The sequence below is a fragment of the Streptomyces sp. NPDC048185 genome (assembly GCF_043202495.1).
Taxonomy (GTDB): Bacteria; Actinomycetota; Actinomycetes; order Streptomycetales; family Streptomycetaceae; genus Streptomyces.
The window spans coordinates 777,769-797,078 of record NZ_JBIDAN010000001.1 but is presented as its reverse complement, the minus strand read 5'-3'; the positions used below and the strand labels follow the sequence as shown (position 1 = coordinate 797,078).

Genomic DNA, 19,310 nt, shown 5'->3' with positions numbered 1-19,310 from the left:
TCAGGCGGCCTGCTCGTCGAGCGCCGACGCCACCGCCGGGAAGAGCTCCCAGCCGTCCAGCTCCACCGGGCGCCCTCCGGCGCCGGGCAGCAGACCGCGCCGCCCGGCCTCGTCCACGAAGGCCCGTACGACACCGGGTTCGCGCAGGTTGAGCAGGTTGCCGCGGCCGTCGCCCGCGCAGCCCTCGAACCAGGGATGCCCCTCGGTGGTGTACCGGCCCGAGCCCGGTCCGCCCGCGAGGAAGACGAACCGGACGCGGACGCCGTCGCGGTACAGCGTGAGGGCGTCGCGCCAGACGCCGCCGCGGCCCTTCTTCTGCCGGTGGCTCCAGAGGTACGCCGTCCGGTCGTCCACGACGAGCCTGCGCTGCCTGCGGTCGTTGCCCATGTGCGGAAACGGTAGTGAGGAGTGGCCGTATGCGCCCTACCGCCGTCCCCGCACCGGTGGCACGATGCCCTCCATGGGGGCATTGAGGCGGATTTGGCGCATGCCGAGCGTCAGCAGCGGTCCGGCCACGCGGGGCGCCCGGCGCATGGTGCCGGTGGCCGTCGGCGCGGTGGTCGCCGTCGGTGGACTCGTCGCCTGCGACCCGGGCGGACTCGGCTCCGCGTCGGTGGCGTACACGACCGACCGGACCGTGACGCACGAACTGGACAGGCGCGACGCGGGCGTGCGGTGGCTCAACTGCACCGCCTCCTTCGAGGGCGACGGCGCCACCGCCTCGGCGGGCGAGGACACCGTCGCCTCCGTCGACTGCGAGGGCAGGACGGACGACGGCGAGGACATCACCGTCCACGGCAAGGTGACCCGGGTCGTCAACGGCGCCTGTGTGCGCGGCGATCTGACCGCCGAGGTGGGCGGCAAGGAGTGGTTCCACGTCAAGGGGCTGGGGAACTGCGACGCCAGGACCACCCCGCCCGCGAACCGGCCCGGCCAGGACCGGCCGGGCCCCACGGTCACCGTCACCCGGACCGTCTGGTGCCCGGACGATCCGCACTGCCGGCCCGTCGAGGGCAAGTAGCGCGCCCGTCGCCCTCCCACGCGCCCGGCGAGAAGTGATCCAAACCCCTGTCGATCGACCCCCGCCCCTGCATAGGCTGTGAGGGTGACTCAGCCCGCAGCGCCTGCCTACCTCCGCTTTCCGCACCCGCACGGCGAGTTGGTCGCCTTCACCGCCGAGGACGACGTGTGGCTCGCCCCGCTCGACGGCGGCCGGGCCTGGCGGGTCAGCGCCGACAACATGCCGGTGAACCACCCGCGCATCTCGCCCGACGGCACCACCGTCGCCTGGACCTCGACCCGCGACGGCGCCCCCGAGGTGCACATCGCACCCGTCGACGGCGGCCCGGCGAAACGCCTCACGCACTGGGGCAGCCCGCGGACCCAGGTGCGCGGCTGGACCCCGGACGGACAGGTCCTCGCGCTCAGCACCTACGGCCAGGCCAGTCTGCGCCGCAGCTGGGCCCGTGCCGTCCCGCTCGACGGCGGACCCGCCGCCACCCTGCCGTACGGACCCGTCGGCGACGTCGCGTACGGCCCGCACACCGTGCTGCTGTCCGCGCCCATGGGCCGCGAGGCCGCCTGGTGGAAGCGGTACCGTGGCGGCACGGCGGGCAAGCTGTGGATCGACGCCGAGGACGACGGCGAGTTCGTCCCGCTGCACGGCGACCTCGACGGCAACATCGAGTACCCGTTCTGGGTCGGCGAGCGGATCGCCTTCCTCTCCGACCACGAGGGCACCGGCGCGCTCTACTCCTCCCTCGCCGACGGCTCCGACCTGCGCCGCCACACGCCCCTCGGGGGCACCTCCCGCTCGGGCGATGCCGAGAGCGGGGGAGGCTTCTACGCCCGGCACGCCGCGACCGACGGCACCCGCGTCGTCTACTCGTCCGCCGGGGAACTGTGGACGCTGGACGACCTGGACGGCGCCGAGCCCCGCCGGCTCGACATCCGGCTCGGCGGTTCGCGCGCCGACCTCCAGGCGTACCCGGTCGACGCCGCCCGCTGGTTCGGCTCCGCGTCCCCCGACCACACCGCCCGCGGCAGCGCCGTGGCCGTGCGCGGCGGGGTCCACTGGGTCACCCACCGCTCCGGTCCGGCCCGCGCCCTCGCGGCGACGCCGGGTGTGCGCACCCGGCTGCCGCGCACCTTCCGCGCCGACGGCGAGGAGTGGGTGGTGTGGGTGACGGACGCCGAGGGCGACGACGCCCTGGAGTTCGCGCCGTCCACCGGCCTCGCGCCCGGCGCCACCCCGCGCCGCCTCGCCGCCGGACAGCTCGGCCGGGTCCTGGGCCTGGCCATGGCCCCCGACGGCAGCCGGGCCGCCGTCGCCTCGCACGACGGGCGCGTCCTGCTCGTCGAGCGCGAGACCGGCGAGGTCCGCGAGGTGGACCGCAGCGAGGACGGCGACGCCTCCGGACTCGTCTTCTCGCCCGACTCCGCCTGGCTCGCCTGGTCCCACCCCGGCCCCGAACCGCTGCGGCAGCTCAAACTCGCCAACACCACCGACCTGTCGGTGAGCGAGGCGACCCCGCTGCGCTTCCGGGACTACTCGCCCGCCTTCACCCTGGACGGCAAGCACCTCGCCTTCCTCTCCACCCGCTCCTTCGACCCGGTCTACGACGAGCACGTCTTCGACCTGGCCTTCGTCGAGGGCGCCCGCCCGTACCTGATCACGCTGGCCGCGACCACCCCGTCGCCCTTCGGCCCGCAGCGCCACGGCCGCCCCTTCGAGACCCCGGACCGCGAGGAGACCCCCGACAGCGAGGGCACCCCGACCACCCGGATCGACATCGAGGGCCTCGCCGACCGCATCGTGCCCTTCCCGGTGGAGGCCGCCCGCTACTCCCGGCTGCGCGCCGCGAAGGACGGCGTCCTGTGGCTGCGCCACCCCGTCATCGGCGTCCTCGGCGCCTCCCGCGCCAACCCGGACGACCCCGACCCGCACACCGAGCTGGAGCGCTACGACCTCGCCCAGCAGCGCGTCGAGCACCTCGCGGGCGACGCCGACCACTTCGAGGTCAGCGGCGACGGCAAGCGGGTGCTGCTGTGGACCGACGGACGCCTCAAGGTCGTCCCCAGCGACCGGCGGGCCTCCGGCGACGAGGACAGCGACACCAACATCACCGTCGACCTGGGCCGGGTCCGGCAGACCGTCGACCCCGCCGCCGAGTGGCGCCAGATGTTCGACGAGACCGGCCGCATCATGCGGGACAACTTCTGGCGGCCCGACATGAACGGCGTCGACTGGGACGGCGTCCTCGACCGCTACCGCCCCGTCCTGGACCGCCTCGCCACCCACGACGACCTGGTCGACCTCCTGTGGGAGGTGCACGGCGAGCTCGGCACCTCGCACGCCTACGTCACCCCGCGCGGCGGCCACGGCGGCGGCGCCCCGCAGGGCCTGCTCGGCGCCGACCTCTCCCGCCACGAGGACGGCACCTGGCGCATCGACCGCGTCCTGCCCTCGGAGACCTCCGACCCGCACGCCCGCTCCCCGCTCGCCGCGCCCGGCGTCGCGGTGCGCGCCGGTGACGCGATCGTCGCGGTCGCCGGGCAGCCCGTCGACCCGGTCACCGGGCCCGGCCCGCTGCTCGTCGGCACGGCCGGCAAGCCGGTCGAGCTGACCGTCTCCCCGGCCGGCGGCGGCGAGCTGCGGCACGCCGTGGTCGTCCCCCTCGCCGACGAGGAGCCCCTGCGCTACCACGCCTGGGTCGCCGACCGCCGCGCCCACGTCCACGAGAGGTCCGGCGGCCGGCTCGGCTACCTGCACGTGCCCGACATGGTCGGTTCCGGCTGGGCCCAGCTCCACCGCGACCTGCGCGTGGAGGTGGCCCGCGAGGGCCTGGTCGTCGACGTCCGCGAGAACCGCGGCGGGCACACCTCCCAGCTCGTCGTGGAGAAGCTGGCCCGGCGCATCGTCGGCTGGGACCTGCCGCGCGGCATGCGGCCGACCAGCTATCCGCAGGACGCGCCCCGCGGCCCGGTCGTCGCCGTCGCCAACGAGTTCTCCGGCTCCGACGGCGACATCGTCAACGCCGCGATCAGGGCACTGGGCATCGGGCCGGTCGTCGGCACCCGCACCTGGGGCGGGGTCGTCGGCATCGACAGCCGCTACCGGCTGGTCGACGGAACGCTGATCACGCAGCCGAAGTACGCGTTCTGGCTGGAGGGCTACGGGTGGGGGGTGGAGAACCACGGCGTCGACCCGGACGTCGAGGTCCCGCAGCGCCCGCAGGACCACGCGGCGGGCCGCGACCCGCAACTGGACGAGGCGATCAGGCTCGCGCTGGCGGCACTGGAAGAATCCCCGGCGAAGACACCGCCGCCCCTGCCTTGACCTGCGGCGCCTGCCGCCGAAGCAGCGGGCTGTCGTGAACCTGCGGCGCCTGCCGCCGAAGCTGCGGGCAGTCGTGCCGCTTGGGGCGGCACGGGTGGGCGCAGGCGGCACCCCGTGCCGCCGGGCCGCGCTCCCCACCCCGGGGCGACACGGGCGCCGTGCACCTGGTGGGCCCCGGGTGGGTGCGCCCGCCGGCGCTTGCCGGGTGCCGCCGCGCCCATCCGTACCGCCCCAGCGGCACGACTGCCCGCAGCAATGGCGGCACGACCGCCCCCGGTTGCGCGGATACCATGCCCCCTAGAAGATCACCGGCGTGAGGAGAGCCAAGTGGCTGGCGAACCCCAGGACGACTGCCTGTTCTGCAAGATCGTCGCGGGTCAGATCCCGGCGACGATCGTCCGCGAGACGGACACCACCGTCGCCTTCCGCGACATCAACCCCCAGGCGCCGACCCACGTCCTGGTGATCCCCAAGGCGCACTACCGCGACGCCGCCGCCCTCGCCGCCGGCGCCCCGGAGCTCGCCGCGGACGTGCTGCGCGAGACCCAGGCCGTCGCCGACGACGAGAAGCTGGAGAGCTACCGCATCGTCTTCAACACCGGCACCGGCGCCGGCCAGACCGTCTGGCACGCGCACGGCCACGTCCTCGGCGGCCGCGGCCTCGAATGGCCCCCCGGATAACCCGGCCGCACCACGATGTCCGTACGTGAACTCGTCGTCCTCGGCACCGCCAGCCAGGTCCCGACCCGACACCGCAACCACAACGGCTACCTGCTGCGCTGGGACGGCGAGGGCATCCTGTTCGACCCCGGCGAGGGCACGCAGCGCCAGATGCTGCGCGCCGGGGTCGCCGCCCACGACCTGAACCGGATCTGCGTCACGCACTTCCACGGCGACCACAGCCTCGGTCTCGCCGGCGTCGTCCAGCGCATCAACCTGGACCGGGTCCCGCACGAGATCACCGCGCACTACCCGCGCTCCGGGCAGCGCTTCTTCGACCGCCTGCGGTACGCCACCGCCTACCGCGAGACGGTCGGCATCACCGAGGCGCCGGTCGACGCGGACGGGCCGCTGGCCCTCACCCCGGCGTACACCCTGGACGCCCGCAGGCTCTCCCACCCCGTCGAGTCGTACGGCTACCGGCTCACCGAGCCGGACGGCCTGCGCATGCTGCCCGACCGTCTGGCCGCGCACGGCATCAAGGGCCCCGACGTGGGCCGCATCCAGCGCGAGGGCGTGCTGGACGGGGTGTCGCTGGACGAGGTCAGCGAGGTCCGCCGCGGCCAGCGGTTCGCGTTCGTCATGGACACCCGGCTCTGCCCGGGGGTGCACGAGCTGGCGCAGGGCTGCGACCTGCTGGTCATCGAGTCGACGTTCCTGGACGAGGACGGGGAACTCGCCGCCGACCACGGCCACCTCACCGCCGGGCAGGCCGCCCGGGTCGCCCGGGACGCGGGCGTGCGGCACCTGGTCCTCACCCACTTCAGCCAGCGCTACCCGGACCCGGAGGAGTTCCGGCGGCAGGCACGGGCCGCCGGCTACGACGGCGAGCTGACCGTGGCCCACGACCTGCTGAGAGTCCCGGTTCCGAAACGTCGGTGAAGTCGCCGTACGATGCTCTGATGCCCCTGCCCATAGCGGAACTGCACCTCCATATCGAAGGCACCCTGGAGCCGGAGCTGGCCTTCGAGCTGGCCGCCCGCAACGGTGTCGCCCTGCCCTACGCGGACACGGACGCCCTGCGCGAGGCGTACCGGTTCGAGGACCTGCAGTCCTTCCTGAATCTGTACTACGAGCTCATGGCCGTCCTGCGCACCGAGCGGGACTTCGAGGACCTGGCCGACGCCTACCTGGCCCGCGCCGCCGCGCAGGGCGTACGGCACGCTGAGATCTTCTTCGACCCGCAGGCGCACCTCGCCCGGGGCGTGGAGATGGGCACGGTCGTGGAGGGCCTGTGGCGGGCGCTGGGCCGCAGCCGGGAGAACCACGGCGTCTCCACCCGGCTGATCATGTGCTTCCTGCGCGACGAGGCCGCCGAGTCGGCCCTCGCGACCCTCGACGCGGCGAAGCCGTACCTGGACCGCATCACCGGCGTCGGCCTGGACTCCGCCGAGGTCGGCCACCCGCCGGTGAAGTTCCGCGAGGTGTACGAGGCCGCCGCCGCCCTCGGGCTGCGCCGCGTCGCGCACGCGGGCGAGGAGGGGCCGCCGGCGTACGTCACCGAGGCCCTGGATGTGCTGGGCGTCGAGCGGATCGACCACGGTCTGCGCTCGATGGAGGACCCGGCGCTGGTCGAGCGGCTGGTGCGCGACCGCGTTCCGCTGACCCTGTGCCCGCTGTCCAACGTGCGGCTCCGCACGGTCGACACCCTCGCCGACCACCCGCTGCCCGCCATGCTCGAAGCCGGGCTGATGTGCACGGTGAACTCCGACGACCCCGCCTACTTCGGCGGCTACGCGGGCGACAACGTCGACGCCGTGCGCGCCGCGCTCGGCCTCACCGACGAGCGGCTGCGGGAGCTGGCCCGCAACTCCTTCCTCGCCTCCTTCCTGGAGGACGACGAGGAGCTGCGGGCGCGCTGCCTGGCCGAGGTGGAGGCGTACGAGTTCCCCACGGCGTAGGCCGTCCCCGGCCCCGGACTCAGCCCGTCCCGGACCCCGGTGTGGCCGCTGCCGCCCGGGGTCCCGCCGTGTCGTAGGCGCGCTGCACCGGCACGGCCTGCGCGTCGACGTCGATCTCCACGACCGGCTGTTCCAGGGCGCCGACCTCGGGCACGGCACCACTGGGCGTACCGGTGGCGGCGGCGACCAGGGCGGCCGGGGTGCCGCCGCGGCGGCGGATCGCGCCGGGCACCAGCGGGCGCCCGCCGGTGTGCAGGGCGACGGCCGTCATCGGCACGGCGGCCAGGAGCAGACCGGCGCCGAGGACCAGGCCCATGCCCCCGTAGCCGGCCTGCGCCGAGAGCACACTGCCGGTCAGCGGCCCGGCCGCCGTGCCCAGCGAGGACGCCGATCCGACGAGCACCGCCCACCGGCCGCGCGGGTCGAGCGAGGCGGCGAGGCCGATCAGGTACGACAGGACGACCGGGTACAGGGTGTTCCAGGCGATCTCCCCGGTCGCGAAGGTCCCGGGCGTGGTCGCGGACGCGCTCACCGCGATGCAGCCCGCGATCAGCACCGTGCCCGCCCCGATGGGCATCGCCCGGCCCAGCCGCGGGCCGAGTGCGCCGGCCACCAGCACGCCGACCAGCCCCGCGCCCAGGGCGACGGCGAAGACGACCCCGAGCGCGGCGTCGCCCAGGCCCGCCTGCGTGAGCCCGATCCGGCCGCTGACGCCCCACAGGGAGTTCTGCGCGAGGGACCAGCACAGCACGGTGGCGGCGAGGACCAGCCCCGAGCGGCGGCGGGGGAGCGGAGTGATGGGGTCCGTGTCGTGCGCGGCCGGCGAGGTGGCCGTCCCGCCCGGCAGCCGGGCGGTCAGCGGCCACACCGCGAGGGCGGTCAGCGCGATCGCGGCCAGCGGCAGGCCGTGCGCCCGGCCGAGGTGCGGCACCGTCAGATACACCGCGCCGGCCAGCGCGGACACGGTCAGCAGGCCCAGCGTGGAGGCCCGGTGGGGGTCGCGCTCGGCGGCGATCCGGGTGGCGGCGACCGTGGTGGCGGTGCCCGACCCGAAGCCGCCGAGGACCGCGCCGGCGACGACGGCCGGGACGGCGGTGGTGAGCGCGGCGGAGCCGTAGCCGACGACGGCCAGGACGAGCCCGAGGCGGGCCAGCGTCCGGGCGCCGATCCGCTGCACCCGGGAGGCGAGCAGGAAGCCCGCGGTCGCCGAGCTCAGCAGCAGCGCGCTGCCGACGGCGCCCGCCTGGGTGGCGGTCAGCGGCAGGCCGGTGTCCAGTCTGCCGACGGTGGTGGGGAGCAGGTAGGGAGGCAGGTACCCGGCCGTGAAAAGGGCGACGAGGGGCCAGGGAGTGGTGCGGGGGGCGAACACGGGCGTTCCCAGGGCATGCGAAAGGAAGGCGGGAGGGGGAGGGGCGACGACCGTCGACGGACAGGAACGCGCGCGCAATTTGTATCAAGCGCGGGGAGGCGGAAAACAGGCGAGGGGGTGTGATCCGAACCACACTGGCGTTTGGGGTTCCGGCACCCGGGTAGGAGGGCGCGTCACCGCCAGTGGACCGAGCCGCCTCCGGCCGGAATCGTCGCCTCCACCTTGGCCCGGATCTCCCGCATCACCGCGACGATCCGCGCCTCGTGATCCGGCGTCAGGCGGGCCACCGGCACCGAGCAGCTGATCGCGTCCAGGGCCGGGACCTCGTAGCGCAGCGCGAAGCCGAAGCCGACGATCCCCGCCACGCCCTCCTCGCGGTCGACGGAGTACCCGCGCTCGCGGATCTCCGCGAGGTCGGCCGCCAGGGACGCCCGGTCGGCGTGGGTGTTCGGGGTCAGCACCTCGTACGGGCCCTCGGGCAGGTCCGTGTCCGGCCGCTCCGCCAGCAGCGCCTTGCCGAGGGCGCCCACGTGGGCGGGCAGCCGGCGCCCCACCCTGCTGATGGTGCGCAGGTACTCGTGCGACTCCCGGGTCGCCAGATAGGCCACGTCGTGCCCGTCGAGCCGCCCCAGGTGGATCGTCTCGCCCAGGGCCTCGGACGCCTCGTCGAGATACGGCCGCACCACCCGCACCCGGGGGTCGGAGTCGAGGTAGCTGGTGCCGGTGAGCAGGGCGTGGATGCCGATGCCGTACAGCGAGCCGGTGACGTCGGTGCGCACCCAGCCGCGCGAGATCAGGGTCTGGAGCAGCGCGTACATCGAGCTGCGCGGCACGCCCAGTTCGTCCGCCAGCTCCTGGAGCCGGGCCGGGCGGTCCCCGCGCGCGGCCAGCACCTCCAGCAGCTCCACGGTGCGCGCCGCCGACTTCACCTCACGGACGCCGCCCGCCGCGCCTGCTGTCTCCGACATGTGCCGATCGTAAACGGGCGCCGCCGACCCATTGACGCCTGACGTGCGCCTCTCTAGTCTCCATCTTCATACGTGGACGGCATCTACATACGGAGACAGCGATGACGAGCGTGGGTTCCGCAACCGGCACCGGCCCCGGAACGGCCGTGGTCCGGCGGTTGCGGGAGGGCATGGCGGACAGGGTGCTGTCCTTTCCCCTGACGAGCTTCCGCGACGACGGGTCGTTCGACCCCGACGGCTACCGGGCCTACGTCGCCGAGCGCGTCGCCGCCGGACCCGGCGCGGTCTTCCCCGCCTGCGGCACCGGCGAGTTCTTCTCCCTCGACGAGGACGAGTACCGCCGGGCCGTCACCATCGCCGTCGAGGAGACGGCCGGCCGGGTGCCCGTGGTCGCCGGCGCCGGATACGGCTGGGCGCAGGCCCTCCGGTTCGCCCGCATCGCCGAGGACGCCGGCGCCGACGCCCTCCTCGTCATGCCGCACTACCTCACCGCCGCCCCGCAGGAGGGCCTCGTCGCCCAGCTCGAGCGGATCGCCGCCGGCACCCGGCTCCCGCTGATCGCCTACCAGCGCGGCCAGGTCACCTACACCGCCGAGTCGGTCCGGCGCATCGCCCGCATCCCCGGCGTCGTCGGCCTCAAGGACGGCCACGGCGACCTCGACCGCCTCCAGCGCATGGTGCTCGCCGCCCCCGAGGACTTCCTGTTCTTCAACGGCGCCGCCACCGCCGAGGTGCAGGCCCGCGCCTACGCCGCCGTCGGCGTCCCCGCCTACTCCTCCGCCGTGCACGCCTTCGCCCCCGAGATCGCGAACGCCTTCCTCGCCGCCCTGCGCGACGGCGACAGCGGCACCGTCGACAAGCTGCTGCGCGACTTCTACGTCCCCCTCGTCGAACTGCGCGACCGCGTCCCCGGCTACGCCGTGTCCCTCGTGAAGGCCGCGGCCCGGCTGCGCGGCTGCCCCGTCGGCCCCGTGCGCGCCCCGCTCACCGACCCGTCGGCCGCCGACCTGGCCGAACTCAAGACCCTGCTCACCGCCGGACTCGCCCTCGTAGGAGCCGCCCTGTGAACCTCACCATCACCGACGTCCGCCTGACGCCGATCCTCGTCGCCGATCCGCCCCTGCTCAACACCCAGGGCGTCCACCAGCCGTACACCCCCCGCCTGATCGTCGAGGTGGAGACCGCCGACGGGATCACCGGCGTCGGCGAGACCTACGGCGACGCCAAGTACCTCGAACTGGCCCGCCCGTTCGCCGACAAGCTGCTGGGACGCCGGGTGAGCGACCTCAACGGCCTGTTCACCACGGCCGACGAGGTCGCCGTCGACTCCTCCCGGGTCTCCGGCCAGGTCGACGTCGGCGGCCTGCGCGGCGTCCAGACCGCCGACAAGCTGCGCCTCTCCGTCGTCTCCGGCTTCGAGGTCGCCTGCCTCGACGCCCTCGGCAAGGCGCTCGGCCTGCCCGTGCACGCGCTGCTGGGCGGCAAGGTCCGCGACGCCGTCGAGTACAGCGCCTACCTGTTCTACAAGTGGGCCGGCCACCCCGAGGGCGTGGCGTGCGAGAAGGACGACTGGGGCGCCGCCCTCGACCCGGCGGGCGTCGTCGCACAGGCCCGCACCTTCACCGAGCGGTACGGCTTCACGTCCTTCAAGCTCAAGGGCGGCGTCTTCCCGCCCGAGGAGGAGATCGCCGCGATCAAGGCGCTCGCCGAGGCCTTCCCCGGCCACCCCCTCCGCCTCGACCCCAACGGTGCCTGGTCCGTGGAGACCTCCCTGAAGGTCGCCGCGGAGCTCGGGGACGTCCTGGAGTACCTGGAGGACCCCGCGCTCGGCACGCCGGCCATGGCCGAGGTCGCCGCGAAGACCGGGGTGCCGCTCGCGACCAACATGTGCGTGACGACGTTCGCCGAGATCCGGGAGGCGTTCACCAAGGGCGCCGTCCAGGTCGTGCTCTCCGACCACCACTACTGGGGCGGGCTGCGCAACACCCAGCAACTCGCGGCCGTCTGCCGCACCTTCGGCGTCGGCGTCTCGATGCACTCCAACACCCACCTGGGCATCAGCCTCGCCGCCATGACCCACGTGGCGGCCACCGTCCCGAACCTCCACCACGCCTGCGACTCCCACTACCCCTGGCAGTCCGAGGACGTGCTCACCGAGCGGCTCACCTTCGACGGCGGCAAGGTCACCGTCTCCGACGCCCCCGGCCTCGGCGTCGAACTCGACCGTGACCGGCTGGAGTTCCTCCACCGCCGCTGGCTCGACGACGACGGCACGCTCCGCGACCGCGACGACGCGGCGGCGATGCGGGTCGCCGACCCGCAGTGGGTCACCCCGTCCGTGCCGCGCTGGTGAGACCCGCTTTCTCCCCCTTCCCTGCCACGACCGGAGCCGCTCGTGTCCGCAGTACTCCCCGAGGTGCATCCCCCCGCCGTACAGTCCGCCGTCCGCAAGATCTTCCGCCGCGTGGTCCCCCTCTTCTTCGTCATGTTCGTGGCGAACTACATGGACCGCGTCAACCTGGGCTTCGCCCAGGACGAACTGAGGGCCGACGTGGGGCTGTCGGCCGCCGCGTTCGGACTCGGCGCCGGCATCTTCTTCATCGCGTACGCCATCTTCGAGGTCCCCTCCAACATCCTCATGGAGCGGTTCGGGCCCAAGGTGTGGCTCACCCGCATCATGATCAGCTGGGGTGTCGTCGCCACCGCGATGGCCTTCGTCGACAGCGTGGAGATGTTCTACGCCCTGCGCTTCCTGCTCGGCGTCGCCGAGGCCGGCTTCTTCCCGGCCGTCATCTACTACTTCAGCCGCTGGCTGCCCGACTCCCACCGGGGCCGCGCCACCTCGGTCTTCCTGATGGGCTCCGGCACGGCGACCGTCGTCGTCGGCCCCGTCTCCGGCGCGCTGCTGGAGATGCACGGCATCTGGGGGCACTCCGGCTGGCAGTGGATGTTCTTCGTGGAGGGCGTCTTCTCCGTCGTCCTGGGCTTCGTCGTCTACCGCTTCCTGGACTCCGGGGTCGAGCAGGCGACCTGGCTGACCGACGAGGAGAAGACCGGCCTGATCGCGGTCATCGACGCCGAGCAGGACGAGCGGGACGCGCGGCGCGGCGAGAAGGCGGCGAAGATCTCCCGCTGGAAGCTCCTCGCCGATCCGCAGATGCTGCTCTTCCTGTGGATCTACTTCGCCATCAACGTCGCCCTGTACGCGGTGACCTTCTGGCTGCCGTCGATCGTGGACGACATCGGCGGGCTGAGCGACTTCCAGGTGGGGCTGCTGACGTCCGTGCCGTGGCTGTGCGCGATCGGCGCCCTCTACGTCAGCGGGCGGATCTCGGACCGCATCGGCAAGCGCCGGCCCGTCCTGGTCACGCTGCTCGTCCTCGGCGGCTGCGGCACCCTGCTGGCCGTGTTCGTCTCGCCCTGGGCCGGTCTGGGCGCGCTGTGCGTGGCCGCGATGGGCTTCAAACCGGCCTCCCCGGTCTTCTGGACCATCCCCCAGAGCTATCTCGACGCCCGGGCCGCCGCCCCCGGCATCGCGCTGATCAACTCCATCGGCAACCTCGGCGGGTTCGTCGCCCCCACGGCCTTCGGGATCATCGAGGACACGACCGGTTCCACCAAGGGCGGCCTGGTCGGACTCACCGTCGTCGGCTTCCTGGCCGCGGTCAGCGTGCTGCTGGTGCGGGGCGGCGGCCGCAACGACCGGGTCCGCACCCGGGCGGCGAAGACACCGGCCGCCACGGCACCGGAGGCGACCCCCGGCGCGGCCCGGACCGCGCACCCCGGGCCCGCGACGGCCTGACACCCACCGGCGTGCACGCCACCGGGTTGTCGGCGCCGTGGTGCACACTGGCCTGATCCGCACCATGCCAGGGAGCGCACCGTGACAGCGTCCACCGTGTCCGCGGCGTCCGACGGGACCGTCATGACCGCCGTGTCCGCCGACGAGAGAACACACCGCCACCCGACGGACGAGGGGGCGCTCCGGCACCCGCAGGCCGACCCCCTGGCCGCCCTGCGCACCGCGCAGGACCCGCCCTGGGACGTGTATCTCACTGGCACCGTCTTCCTCGACGTCATCTTCACCGGGCTCGACTCCGCCCCGGTGCGCGGGACCGAGTCCTGGGCGCGCGGGATGGGGTCGAGCCCGGGCGGCGTGGCCAACATGGCGACCGCGCTGGCCCGTCTCGGCCTGCGCACCTCGCTGGCGGCGGCCTTCGGCGACGACCACTACGGCGACTACTGCTGGGACGCGCTCGCCCAGGGCGAGGGCATCGACCTGACGCCCTCGCGCACCGTGCCCGGCTGGCACTCGCCGGTCACGGTCTCCATGGCGTACGAGGGGGAGCGCACGATGGTCTCCCACGGCCACGAGCCGCCGCCGGAGGAGCCGTCCCCCGCCTGCCCGCCCCGTGCGCGGGCCGCCGTCGCCTCCCTCACGCCCGGCGTCAGAGCCCCGTGGATCGCGCAGGCCGCCGCGCAGGGCACCCGCATCTTCGCCGACGTCGGCTGGGACGACACCGGCGCGTGGGACCTGGCCGGGCTGGCCGACCTCGCGCACTGCGAGGCGTTCCTGCCGAACGCGGAGGAGGCCATGCGCTACACGGGCGCCACCAGTCCCCGCGCCGCCGCGCACGCCCTGACCGAGCACGTGCCGCTCGCGGTGGTCACCCTCGGCGCGGAGGGCGCCTACGCGGTGGACCGGAGGACGGGGGAGAGCGCCGAGGTCCCGGCCATCGCCGTGGAGGCCCTGGACCCGACCGGCGCGGGGGACGTCTTCGTCGCCGGGTTCGTCACCGGCACCCTGGCCGGCTGGCCGCTCGCCGACCGCCTCGCCTTCGCGGGCCTGACCGCCGCCCTCTCCGTCCAGGAGTTCGGCGGCTCCCTGTCGGCGCCGGGCTGGTCGGAGATCGCGACCTGGTGGCGCAAGGTCCAGTCGGTGGAGGGGCAGGACCCGACGGCCCTGAGCCGGTACGCGTTCCTGGCGGACCTGGTCCCGGACGAACCGGTCAGGCCCTGGCCCCTGCGGCGCGCGGTCCCCACCATCGGCTTCCGCCGCCCGACCTGATCAGAACCCGAGCCGTCGCAGCTGCTTGGGGTCGCGCTGCCAGTCCTTGGCGACCTTCACGTGCAGGTCCAGGCTGTGTCGACGTGCGGCTACCGCCGCGTGGCGGGCGGGGGTCCTGCCGGGGCCCCTCAGAACCCGAGCCGCCGCAGCTGCTTGGGGTCGCGCTGCCAGTCCTTGGCGACCTTCACGTGCAGGTCCAGGCTGTGTCGACGTGCGGCTACCGCCGCGTGGCGGACGGGGGTCCTGCCGGGGCCCCTCAGAACCCGAGCCGCCGCAGCTGCTTGGGGTCGCGCTGCCAGTCCTTGGCGACCTTCACGTGCAGGTCCAAGAAGACGGGGGTCCCCAGCAGGGCCTCGATCTGCTTGCGGGACTTGATGCCGACGTCCTTCAGGCGCTTGCCCTTGGGGCCGATGATGATGCCCTTCTGGCTGGGGCGCTCGATGAAGACGTTGGCGTGGATGTCGAGGAGCGGCTTGTCGGCGGGGCGGTCCTCGCGCGGGAGCATCTCCTCCACGACCACCGCGATGGAGTGCGGCAGCTCGTCGCGCACGCCCTCCAGCGCGGCCTCGCGGATCAGCTCGGCCACCATGACCTGCTCGGGCTCGTCGGTGAGGTCGCCCTCCGGGTAGAGGGCGGGGCCCTCCGGCAGCAGCGGGACCAGCAGGTCACCGAGGAGGTCGACCTGCTGGTTCGCGGTGGCCGACACCGGGACGATCTCCGCCCAGGTGATGCCCAGCTCCTCGCCGAGCCGGTCGATCGCGATGAGCTGCTCGGCCAGCGTCTTGCCGTCGACCAGGTCCGTCTTCGTGACGATCGCGACCTTCGGCGTCTTCTTGATCCCCGCCAGTTCCTTGGCGATGAAGCGGTCGCCCGGCCCGAGCTTCTCGTTCGCCGGCAGGCAGAAGCCGATCACGTCCACCTCGGCCCACGTCGTGCGCACGACGTCGTTCAGCCGCTCGCCCAGCAGCGTGCGCGGCTTGTGCAGCCCCGGGGTGTCCACCAGGATCAGCTGGGCCTCCGGGCGGTGCACGATGCCACGCACGGTGTGCCGCGTGGTCTGCGGACGGTTCGAGGTGATCGCCACCTTCTGCCCGACCAGAGCGTTCGTGAGGGTGGACTTGCCCGCGTTGGGGCGGCCCACGAAGCAGGCGAAGCCGGCCCGGTGGACAGCCTCGGCCGGCTTTTCGGATGACTGGGTACGCACGCTCATGGCGCCCATTGTCCCTGATCCCCGGAGCCCCGCCGTACCACGGCCGTCCGTGCCTGTCCGGCCGGCGACCCGGAGGGACGGCCGAGCCCCGACCGCCTCCCGAGGGGAGAGAGGGCCGGGGCTCGGCGGGTGAGGTGCCGGCGGTGTCAGCCGAAGGCCTTGACCGCGTTCCAGTCCACGGACAGGACGATCTTCACGGGTGCGCCCGTGTTGGTCCGGGACGGGTGGTAGATCCGCGTCTGGCCGTCGGAACGCAGGCGTGCCCAGATGTCGGGGATGCCGTCGCCGCTGACGTCGGGGATGCCGATGGCCGTCGGTACGTTGCTGTCCGTCCAGGACGTGCCGTAGGACACGTCGCCGTTCAGGGAGCCGGTGGCCAGCTTGAGCGAGACCAGGTCGACGCTGCCGCTGACCGGGCCGGGCCTGCCGTGCCGGACGTACATGTTGCCGTTGTCCAGGTTGCGCCAGAGCAGGTCCGGGGTCTTGTCGCCGTTGATGTCGGCGACGTTGACGATCTCCCGGCGCGCCCAGGCGTCGTCGTTCATCAGCGTGGCCGTCTGGAAGGAGGCACCGGTGTAGCCGGACAGCGTCCAGAACTCCGCGCCGGCCCGCAGGACCAGATCGGGGTGCCGGTCGCCGGTGATGTCGCCGACCGCCTTGATCTGCGTCCAGGTCGACGGGGCCGGGACGCCCGCCGGAAGCCGGATGCTCAGCCGCTCGCTCACGTCGAAGCTGCCGTAGCCGTCACCCGGGTAGAGCCAGAACCTGCCGTCGGGGGTGACGGCGAACAGGTCGGTGGCGCCGTCGCCGGGATAGGCGTCCGCGTAGTGGGTGATCAGCGATGCCTTGCCGGTCGCCGCGTCGTACCAGTGGCCGGCGGGGTGCAGCTTCGTCTCGCCGGACTTCTCGTCCTTGGTGTAGGCGGCTCCCAGGCAGCCGTACAGCTCGCCGCCCTCGTTGCCCACGCAGTTGAACAGGTTGCCGTTGGCGTCCACCATCAGCAGGTCGGGAATCCCGTCACCGCCGGTGTCACCGGGCGCGTCGGCCGTGTCCCGAGGCGGCACGTAGAAGGCGTAGTCGGCCCGGACACTGCGGTTGCCGTGCGCGTCGTAGGCGTACACGTTGAGCCAGTTCGGGCCGGCGTGCGGCGGCTTCAGCGCGGGGACGGTGGCCTTGCCGGAGGCGTCCGCCGTGACGTAGACCCAGTCCAGGCCCTCGACCGCGTACTGGAACTTCGCGGCGCCCGGGGACGTGAAGGTCACCGAGCCCGTCGAGCCGAACTTGACCGTGGACCAGGTGTTGCCGTTGGACGTGGCCTCCAGGAAGACCGGGCTCTCGACCTCGGGCTGCGGGGGAGCGCTGCCGTCGACGGTCAGCCGGCAGGGTTCGGTGCCGGGCGGGAAGTACGTGGAGACCGCGTTCGAGGAGTCGACGGCCCGCACGTCCCACGAGTAGGTCGTCTTGTCGTCGAGGGGCAGGGTGGCGGGGATGACCTGGCGTGCGGTGCCGCTGGAGTCCGGCTTCACGCTGTAGGTCTTCACCGTGCCGCCGGTCTTCCAGAAGCGGAACTCGAGCGCTTCGAGGTTGCCGTCCGCGTCCTTGGCGTTCGCGGACAGGGTGACGTTGGTCTTGCCGATGGTCACGCCCCCGCCCGGCCCGGGGGAGCAGTTGCCGCCCGGGGACGACTTGCCGCCGGTGGGCTCGCTCGGCTTGCGGTTGTAGTCGACGGTCAGCGTCGCCGAGGTGGCCCGGAACTTGCGCCAGGTCTGGGTGTCGGACTCGGTGGTGGCCCGCATGCCGAAGGTGATGTTCGACCAGCCGTTGTCGGCGCCCTTCTGGGCGGCGGCGTCCACGTCGAAGGACTCGTACTCGTCCTTGCAGTCGCTGGAGTAGCCGTGGGCGAAGGAATGCTTGTCGAGCAGCGTGGCCCAGCTGGGCTGCTTGTTCCACGTGGTACCGGAGGAGATCGCCCCGGTCAGGTAGAACTGGTACTGGCGCTCGACGCAGGACCAGGAGTGGTTGTTGAGCACCTTGAACTTCGCGTCGGATACCGTCGCTCCCTTCAGGCTGCTGCTGAACTTCATGCGCCAGAAGGAGCGGGCGGTGCCGTTCGTCTCGTTCTCGTGGCCGACCCGGGCGTCCGAGGTGCCGGAGCTGAAGTTGGTCCCGTTCCAGAAGTTGCTGTTCGGGTACGGCTTGTACGCCACCGTCCACGCCTGCCAGGGCCCGTTGAGGGTCGGGTCCACGAACACCGGGAAGCGGGTGTCCGCGCCCGAGAGCAGGTCCGAGTCGCCCAGGCCGAGGTCCATCCGGGCCGAGCCCGTCCGGTCGCCTGCCAGCCGCACCGGCAGCTGCGTCTGGCGCGCACCGGGCTCGATGCCGCTCAGCCCGGACAGCTTCAGCACGTCGGCCGGCGTGGCGACCGACGTACGGCGTTCGCCCGCGGGGAGTTCGGGGTCGCGCCCGCTGGAGTCCCAGGCGAACGGCGTAGGAACGGAGCCGATCTCCTTGCCGGAGTCGTCGAGCACCATGACGCGGCCGCCGTCCCCGGCGTACTGGAACACAGCCGTCCGGGAGCGCAGTCCGTAGGAGACCTCCGCCAGCGCCTTGCTGCGCGCGGCCTCGCGGTTCTTCACGATGAGCAGCTGGGCGAACCCGCCCTCCTCCCGGGCCACCAGGAGCAGGTCGACGCCCTTCAGCACCTCCGGGTACAGGGCCCGGGGGCCGTCCAGCACCGGCTCGGGCAGCTCGCCCGGCCAGGTGTAGGCGACGGTGTGGCCGTCGATGTCCAGCTCTGCCAGCACGGTCTCCCGCTCGGCCGAGCCGTCGACCAGCGGCAGCCGCGCGTAGGAGCGGTCGGCGCGGTCCTTGCCGGAGGTGCCGCTGGAGAAGCGCACCGGCATCGCGGGGTTGACCGGACGGACGCCGAGGGTGTCGCCGGCCTTCCCGGTACGTCGCAGCCGGTTGTCGATCGGTGCCCACGCCCCCTCGGCGTTCTTGGCTCGCCTGGGCAGCGCGGTCATCTCGGTGCGCATCCGGCCGTCGGGCAGCGCCCAGGTCTGCGAGGTGGGTGTGGTCGCCGTGTCGACGAGCACCTGCCTGCGGGTGCGACGGGCCTCGGACGCGGCGGCGGCCTCGTCGCGGGGACCGATGGCCGCAGGCTCGGCCTTGGCCGGCCGGTTCGCCTGAGGGCCCGGCGAGTCGTCGGGCAGCCACCAGGGCAACAGGGTTGCGGTCAGGGCGGCCAGGACGAGGCCGAGAGTGAGGGCCAGTCTGGTGCGCGTGCGCACGAGGGGGCTGAGGAAACGGGGCGGCGCGGACACGGCGGTGGTCACTCCCGTGTGGACCAGGCGGATGGGGGCAGCACGGACAGCCCCGAACGGCGGGCCGCGGGGCATGGGCGCGCACACGATCACACGTTCCGCACGTGCCGTCCACGTATGAAGAATTTATGAATTTGTGATGCTCGTTCCGTGACCGCGCGCCGTGGAGACGACGGTGTCGCATGTACGGCTTTTGATCACCTGTTGTGCGGCGATGAGCAGGGTTTTTCGCCATAGATCTGAACGGTCGCGAGAAGTCACGTTCTGATGCGACATCAGGCGTGTCGGCTATCACAGGAGTTGGGGCAATTGTCGATTTGTCGATCTTGAAGGCTGTGGCGCTCCTGACAGAGGGTGCGGGCACATTCGTTTGCCTGGGTGGGAGTCGACGCGCATGCGTGCTCAGAGTCCG

14 protein-coding genes are annotated in these 19,310 nt (G+C 73.1%); 9 read left to right on the top strand and 5 right to left on the bottom strand.

The genetic code is table 11. The features are described 5' to 3' along the window. Positions 1–387 (bottom strand): hypothetical protein, encoded by a 387-nt coding sequence (locus tag ACGF3H_RS03600; protein ID WP_362488739.1) that lies wholly within the window; start codon positions 385–387, stop codon positions 1–3. Between the two features lie 100 nt (positions 388–487). On the opposite strand from ACGF3H_RS03600, the gene ACGF3H_RS03595 reads away from it, so the two are divergent. From ACGF3H_RS03595 to ACGF3H_RS03575, 5 genes are all read left to right on the top strand, one after another. Next, on the top strand, positions 488–1,021 hold the full coding sequence (locus ACGF3H_RS03595) for a hypothetical protein (RefSeq protein ID WP_362488737.1): 534 nt from the start codon (positions 488–490) through the stop codon (positions 1,019–1,021). Positions 1,022–1,099: 78 nt separating this feature from the next. Further along, on the top strand, positions 1,100–4,339 hold the full coding sequence (locus ACGF3H_RS03590; protein ID WP_362488735.1) for a S41 family peptidase: 3,240 nt from the start codon (positions 1,100–1,102) through the stop codon (positions 4,337–4,339). A gap of 327 nt (positions 4,340–4,666) precedes the next feature. Next, entirely contained in the window at positions 4,667–5,020 is a 354-nt protein-coding gene (locus ACGF3H_RS03585) for a histidine triad nucleotide-binding protein (RefSeq protein ID WP_362488733.1), read from the top strand. Positions 5,021–5,035: 15 nt separating this feature from the next. Further along, the gene (locus ACGF3H_RS03580) at positions 5,036–5,941 is read left to right on the top strand and encodes a ribonuclease Z (protein ID WP_362488731.1); all 906 of its coding nucleotides are present in this window, start codon (positions 5,036–5,038) and stop codon (positions 5,939–5,941) included. Positions 5,942–5,961: 20 nt separating this feature from the next. Further along, positions 5,962–6,960 carry an adenosine deaminase gene (locus ACGF3H_RS03575; RefSeq protein WP_362488729.1) on the top strand — a complete coding sequence of 333 codons (999 nt, stop codon included), beginning with the start codon at positions 5,962–5,964 and terminating at the stop codon, positions 6,958–6,960. Positions 6,961–6,979: 19 nt separating this feature from the next. Here the strand turns inward: ACGF3H_RS03575 and ACGF3H_RS03570 are convergent, their stop codons facing one another. After that, the gene (locus tag ACGF3H_RS03570) at positions 6,980–8,329 is read right to left on the bottom strand and encodes an MFS transporter (RefSeq protein WP_362488727.1); all 1,350 of its coding nucleotides are present in this window, start codon (positions 8,327–8,329) and stop codon (positions 6,980–6,982) included. Positions 8,330–8,502: 173 nt separating this feature from the next. Then, positions 8,503–9,297, bottom strand: a complete 795-nt coding sequence (locus ACGF3H_RS03565; protein WP_362488725.1) for an IclR family transcriptional regulator — start codon at positions 9,295–9,297, stop codon at positions 8,503–8,505. A 101-nt stretch (positions 9,298–9,398) separates the two neighbouring features. Here ACGF3H_RS03565 and ACGF3H_RS03560 point away from each other — a divergent pair, with 101 nt between their 5' ends. The 4 genes from ACGF3H_RS03560 to ACGF3H_RS03545 all read left to right on the top strand — a co-directional run bounded on the left by ACGF3H_RS03560 (position 9,399) and on the right by ACGF3H_RS03545 (position 14,365). Continuing rightward, positions 9,399–10,364 carry a 5-dehydro-4-deoxyglucarate dehydratase gene (locus tag ACGF3H_RS03560; protein WP_362488723.1) on the top strand — a complete coding sequence of 322 codons (966 nt, stop codon included), beginning with the start codon at positions 9,399–9,401 and terminating at the stop codon, positions 10,362–10,364. Beyond that, positions 10,361–11,650 (top strand): glucarate dehydratase family protein, encoded by a 1,290-nt coding sequence (locus tag ACGF3H_RS03555; protein WP_362488721.1) that lies wholly within the window; start codon positions 10,361–10,363, stop codon positions 11,648–11,650. Before ACGF3H_RS03560 ends, ACGF3H_RS03555 begins: the two co-directional genes overlap by 4 nt. Before the next feature lie 63 nt (positions 11,651–11,713). Next, positions 11,714–13,099: an MFS transporter gene (locus ACGF3H_RS03550; RefSeq protein ID WP_362488889.1), complete on the top strand. Its 1,386-nt coding sequence runs from the start codon at positions 11,714–11,716 to the stop codon at positions 13,097–13,099. 81 nt (positions 13,100–13,180) lie between these two features. After that, positions 13,181–14,365 carry a PfkB family carbohydrate kinase gene (locus tag ACGF3H_RS03545; RefSeq protein ID WP_362488719.1) on the top strand — a complete coding sequence of 395 codons (1,185 nt, stop codon included), beginning with the start codon at positions 13,181–13,183 and terminating at the stop codon, positions 14,363–14,365. A gap of 256 nt (positions 14,366–14,621) precedes the next feature. On the opposite strand, the gene era is transcribed toward ACGF3H_RS03545, so the two are convergent. Together era and ACGF3H_RS03535 are read right to left on the bottom strand one after the other, a co-directional pair. Beyond that, positions 14,622–15,575 (bottom strand): GTPase Era, encoded by a 954-nt coding sequence (gene era, locus ACGF3H_RS03540; RefSeq protein WP_362488717.1) that lies wholly within the window; start codon positions 15,573–15,575, stop codon positions 14,622–14,624. Between the two features lie 146 nt (positions 15,576–15,721). Beyond that, on the bottom strand, positions 15,722–18,865 hold the full coding sequence (locus ACGF3H_RS03535; protein WP_362488715.1) for a DNRLRE domain-containing protein: 3,144 nt from the start codon (positions 18,863–18,865) through the stop codon (positions 15,722–15,724). Positions 18,866–19,310: the final 445 nt, after the last annotated feature.

Excerpts from the sequence above, each read along its gene's own strand:
- ACGF3H_RS03575 (WP_362488729.1), top strand. The coding sequence starts at position 5,962 with ATGCCCCTGCCCATAGCGGAACTGCACCTCCATATCGAAGGCACCCTG.
- ACGF3H_RS03580 (WP_362488731.1), top strand. The coding sequence starts at position 5,036 with ATGTCCGTACGTGAACTCGTCGTCCTCGGCACCGCCAGCCAGGTCCCG.
- ACGF3H_RS03560 (WP_362488723.1), top strand. The coding sequence starts at position 9,399 with ATGACGAGCGTGGGTTCCGCAACCGGCACCGGCCCCGGAACGGCCGTG.
- ACGF3H_RS03595 (WP_362488737.1), top strand. The coding sequence starts at position 488 with ATGCCGAGCGTCAGCAGCGGTCCGGCCACGCGGGGCGCCCGGCGCATG.
- ACGF3H_RS03600 (WP_362488739.1), bottom strand. The coding sequence starts at position 387 with ATGGGCAACGACCGCAGGCAGCGCAGGCTCGTCGTGGACGACCGGACG.
- ACGF3H_RS03565 (WP_362488725.1), bottom strand. The coding sequence starts at position 9,297 with ATGTCGGAGACAGCAGGCGCGGCGGGCGGCGTCCGTGAGGTGAAGTCG.
- era (WP_362488717.1), bottom strand. The coding sequence starts at position 15,575 with ATGAGCGTGCGTACCCAGTCATCCGAAAAGCCGGCCGAGGCTGTCCAC.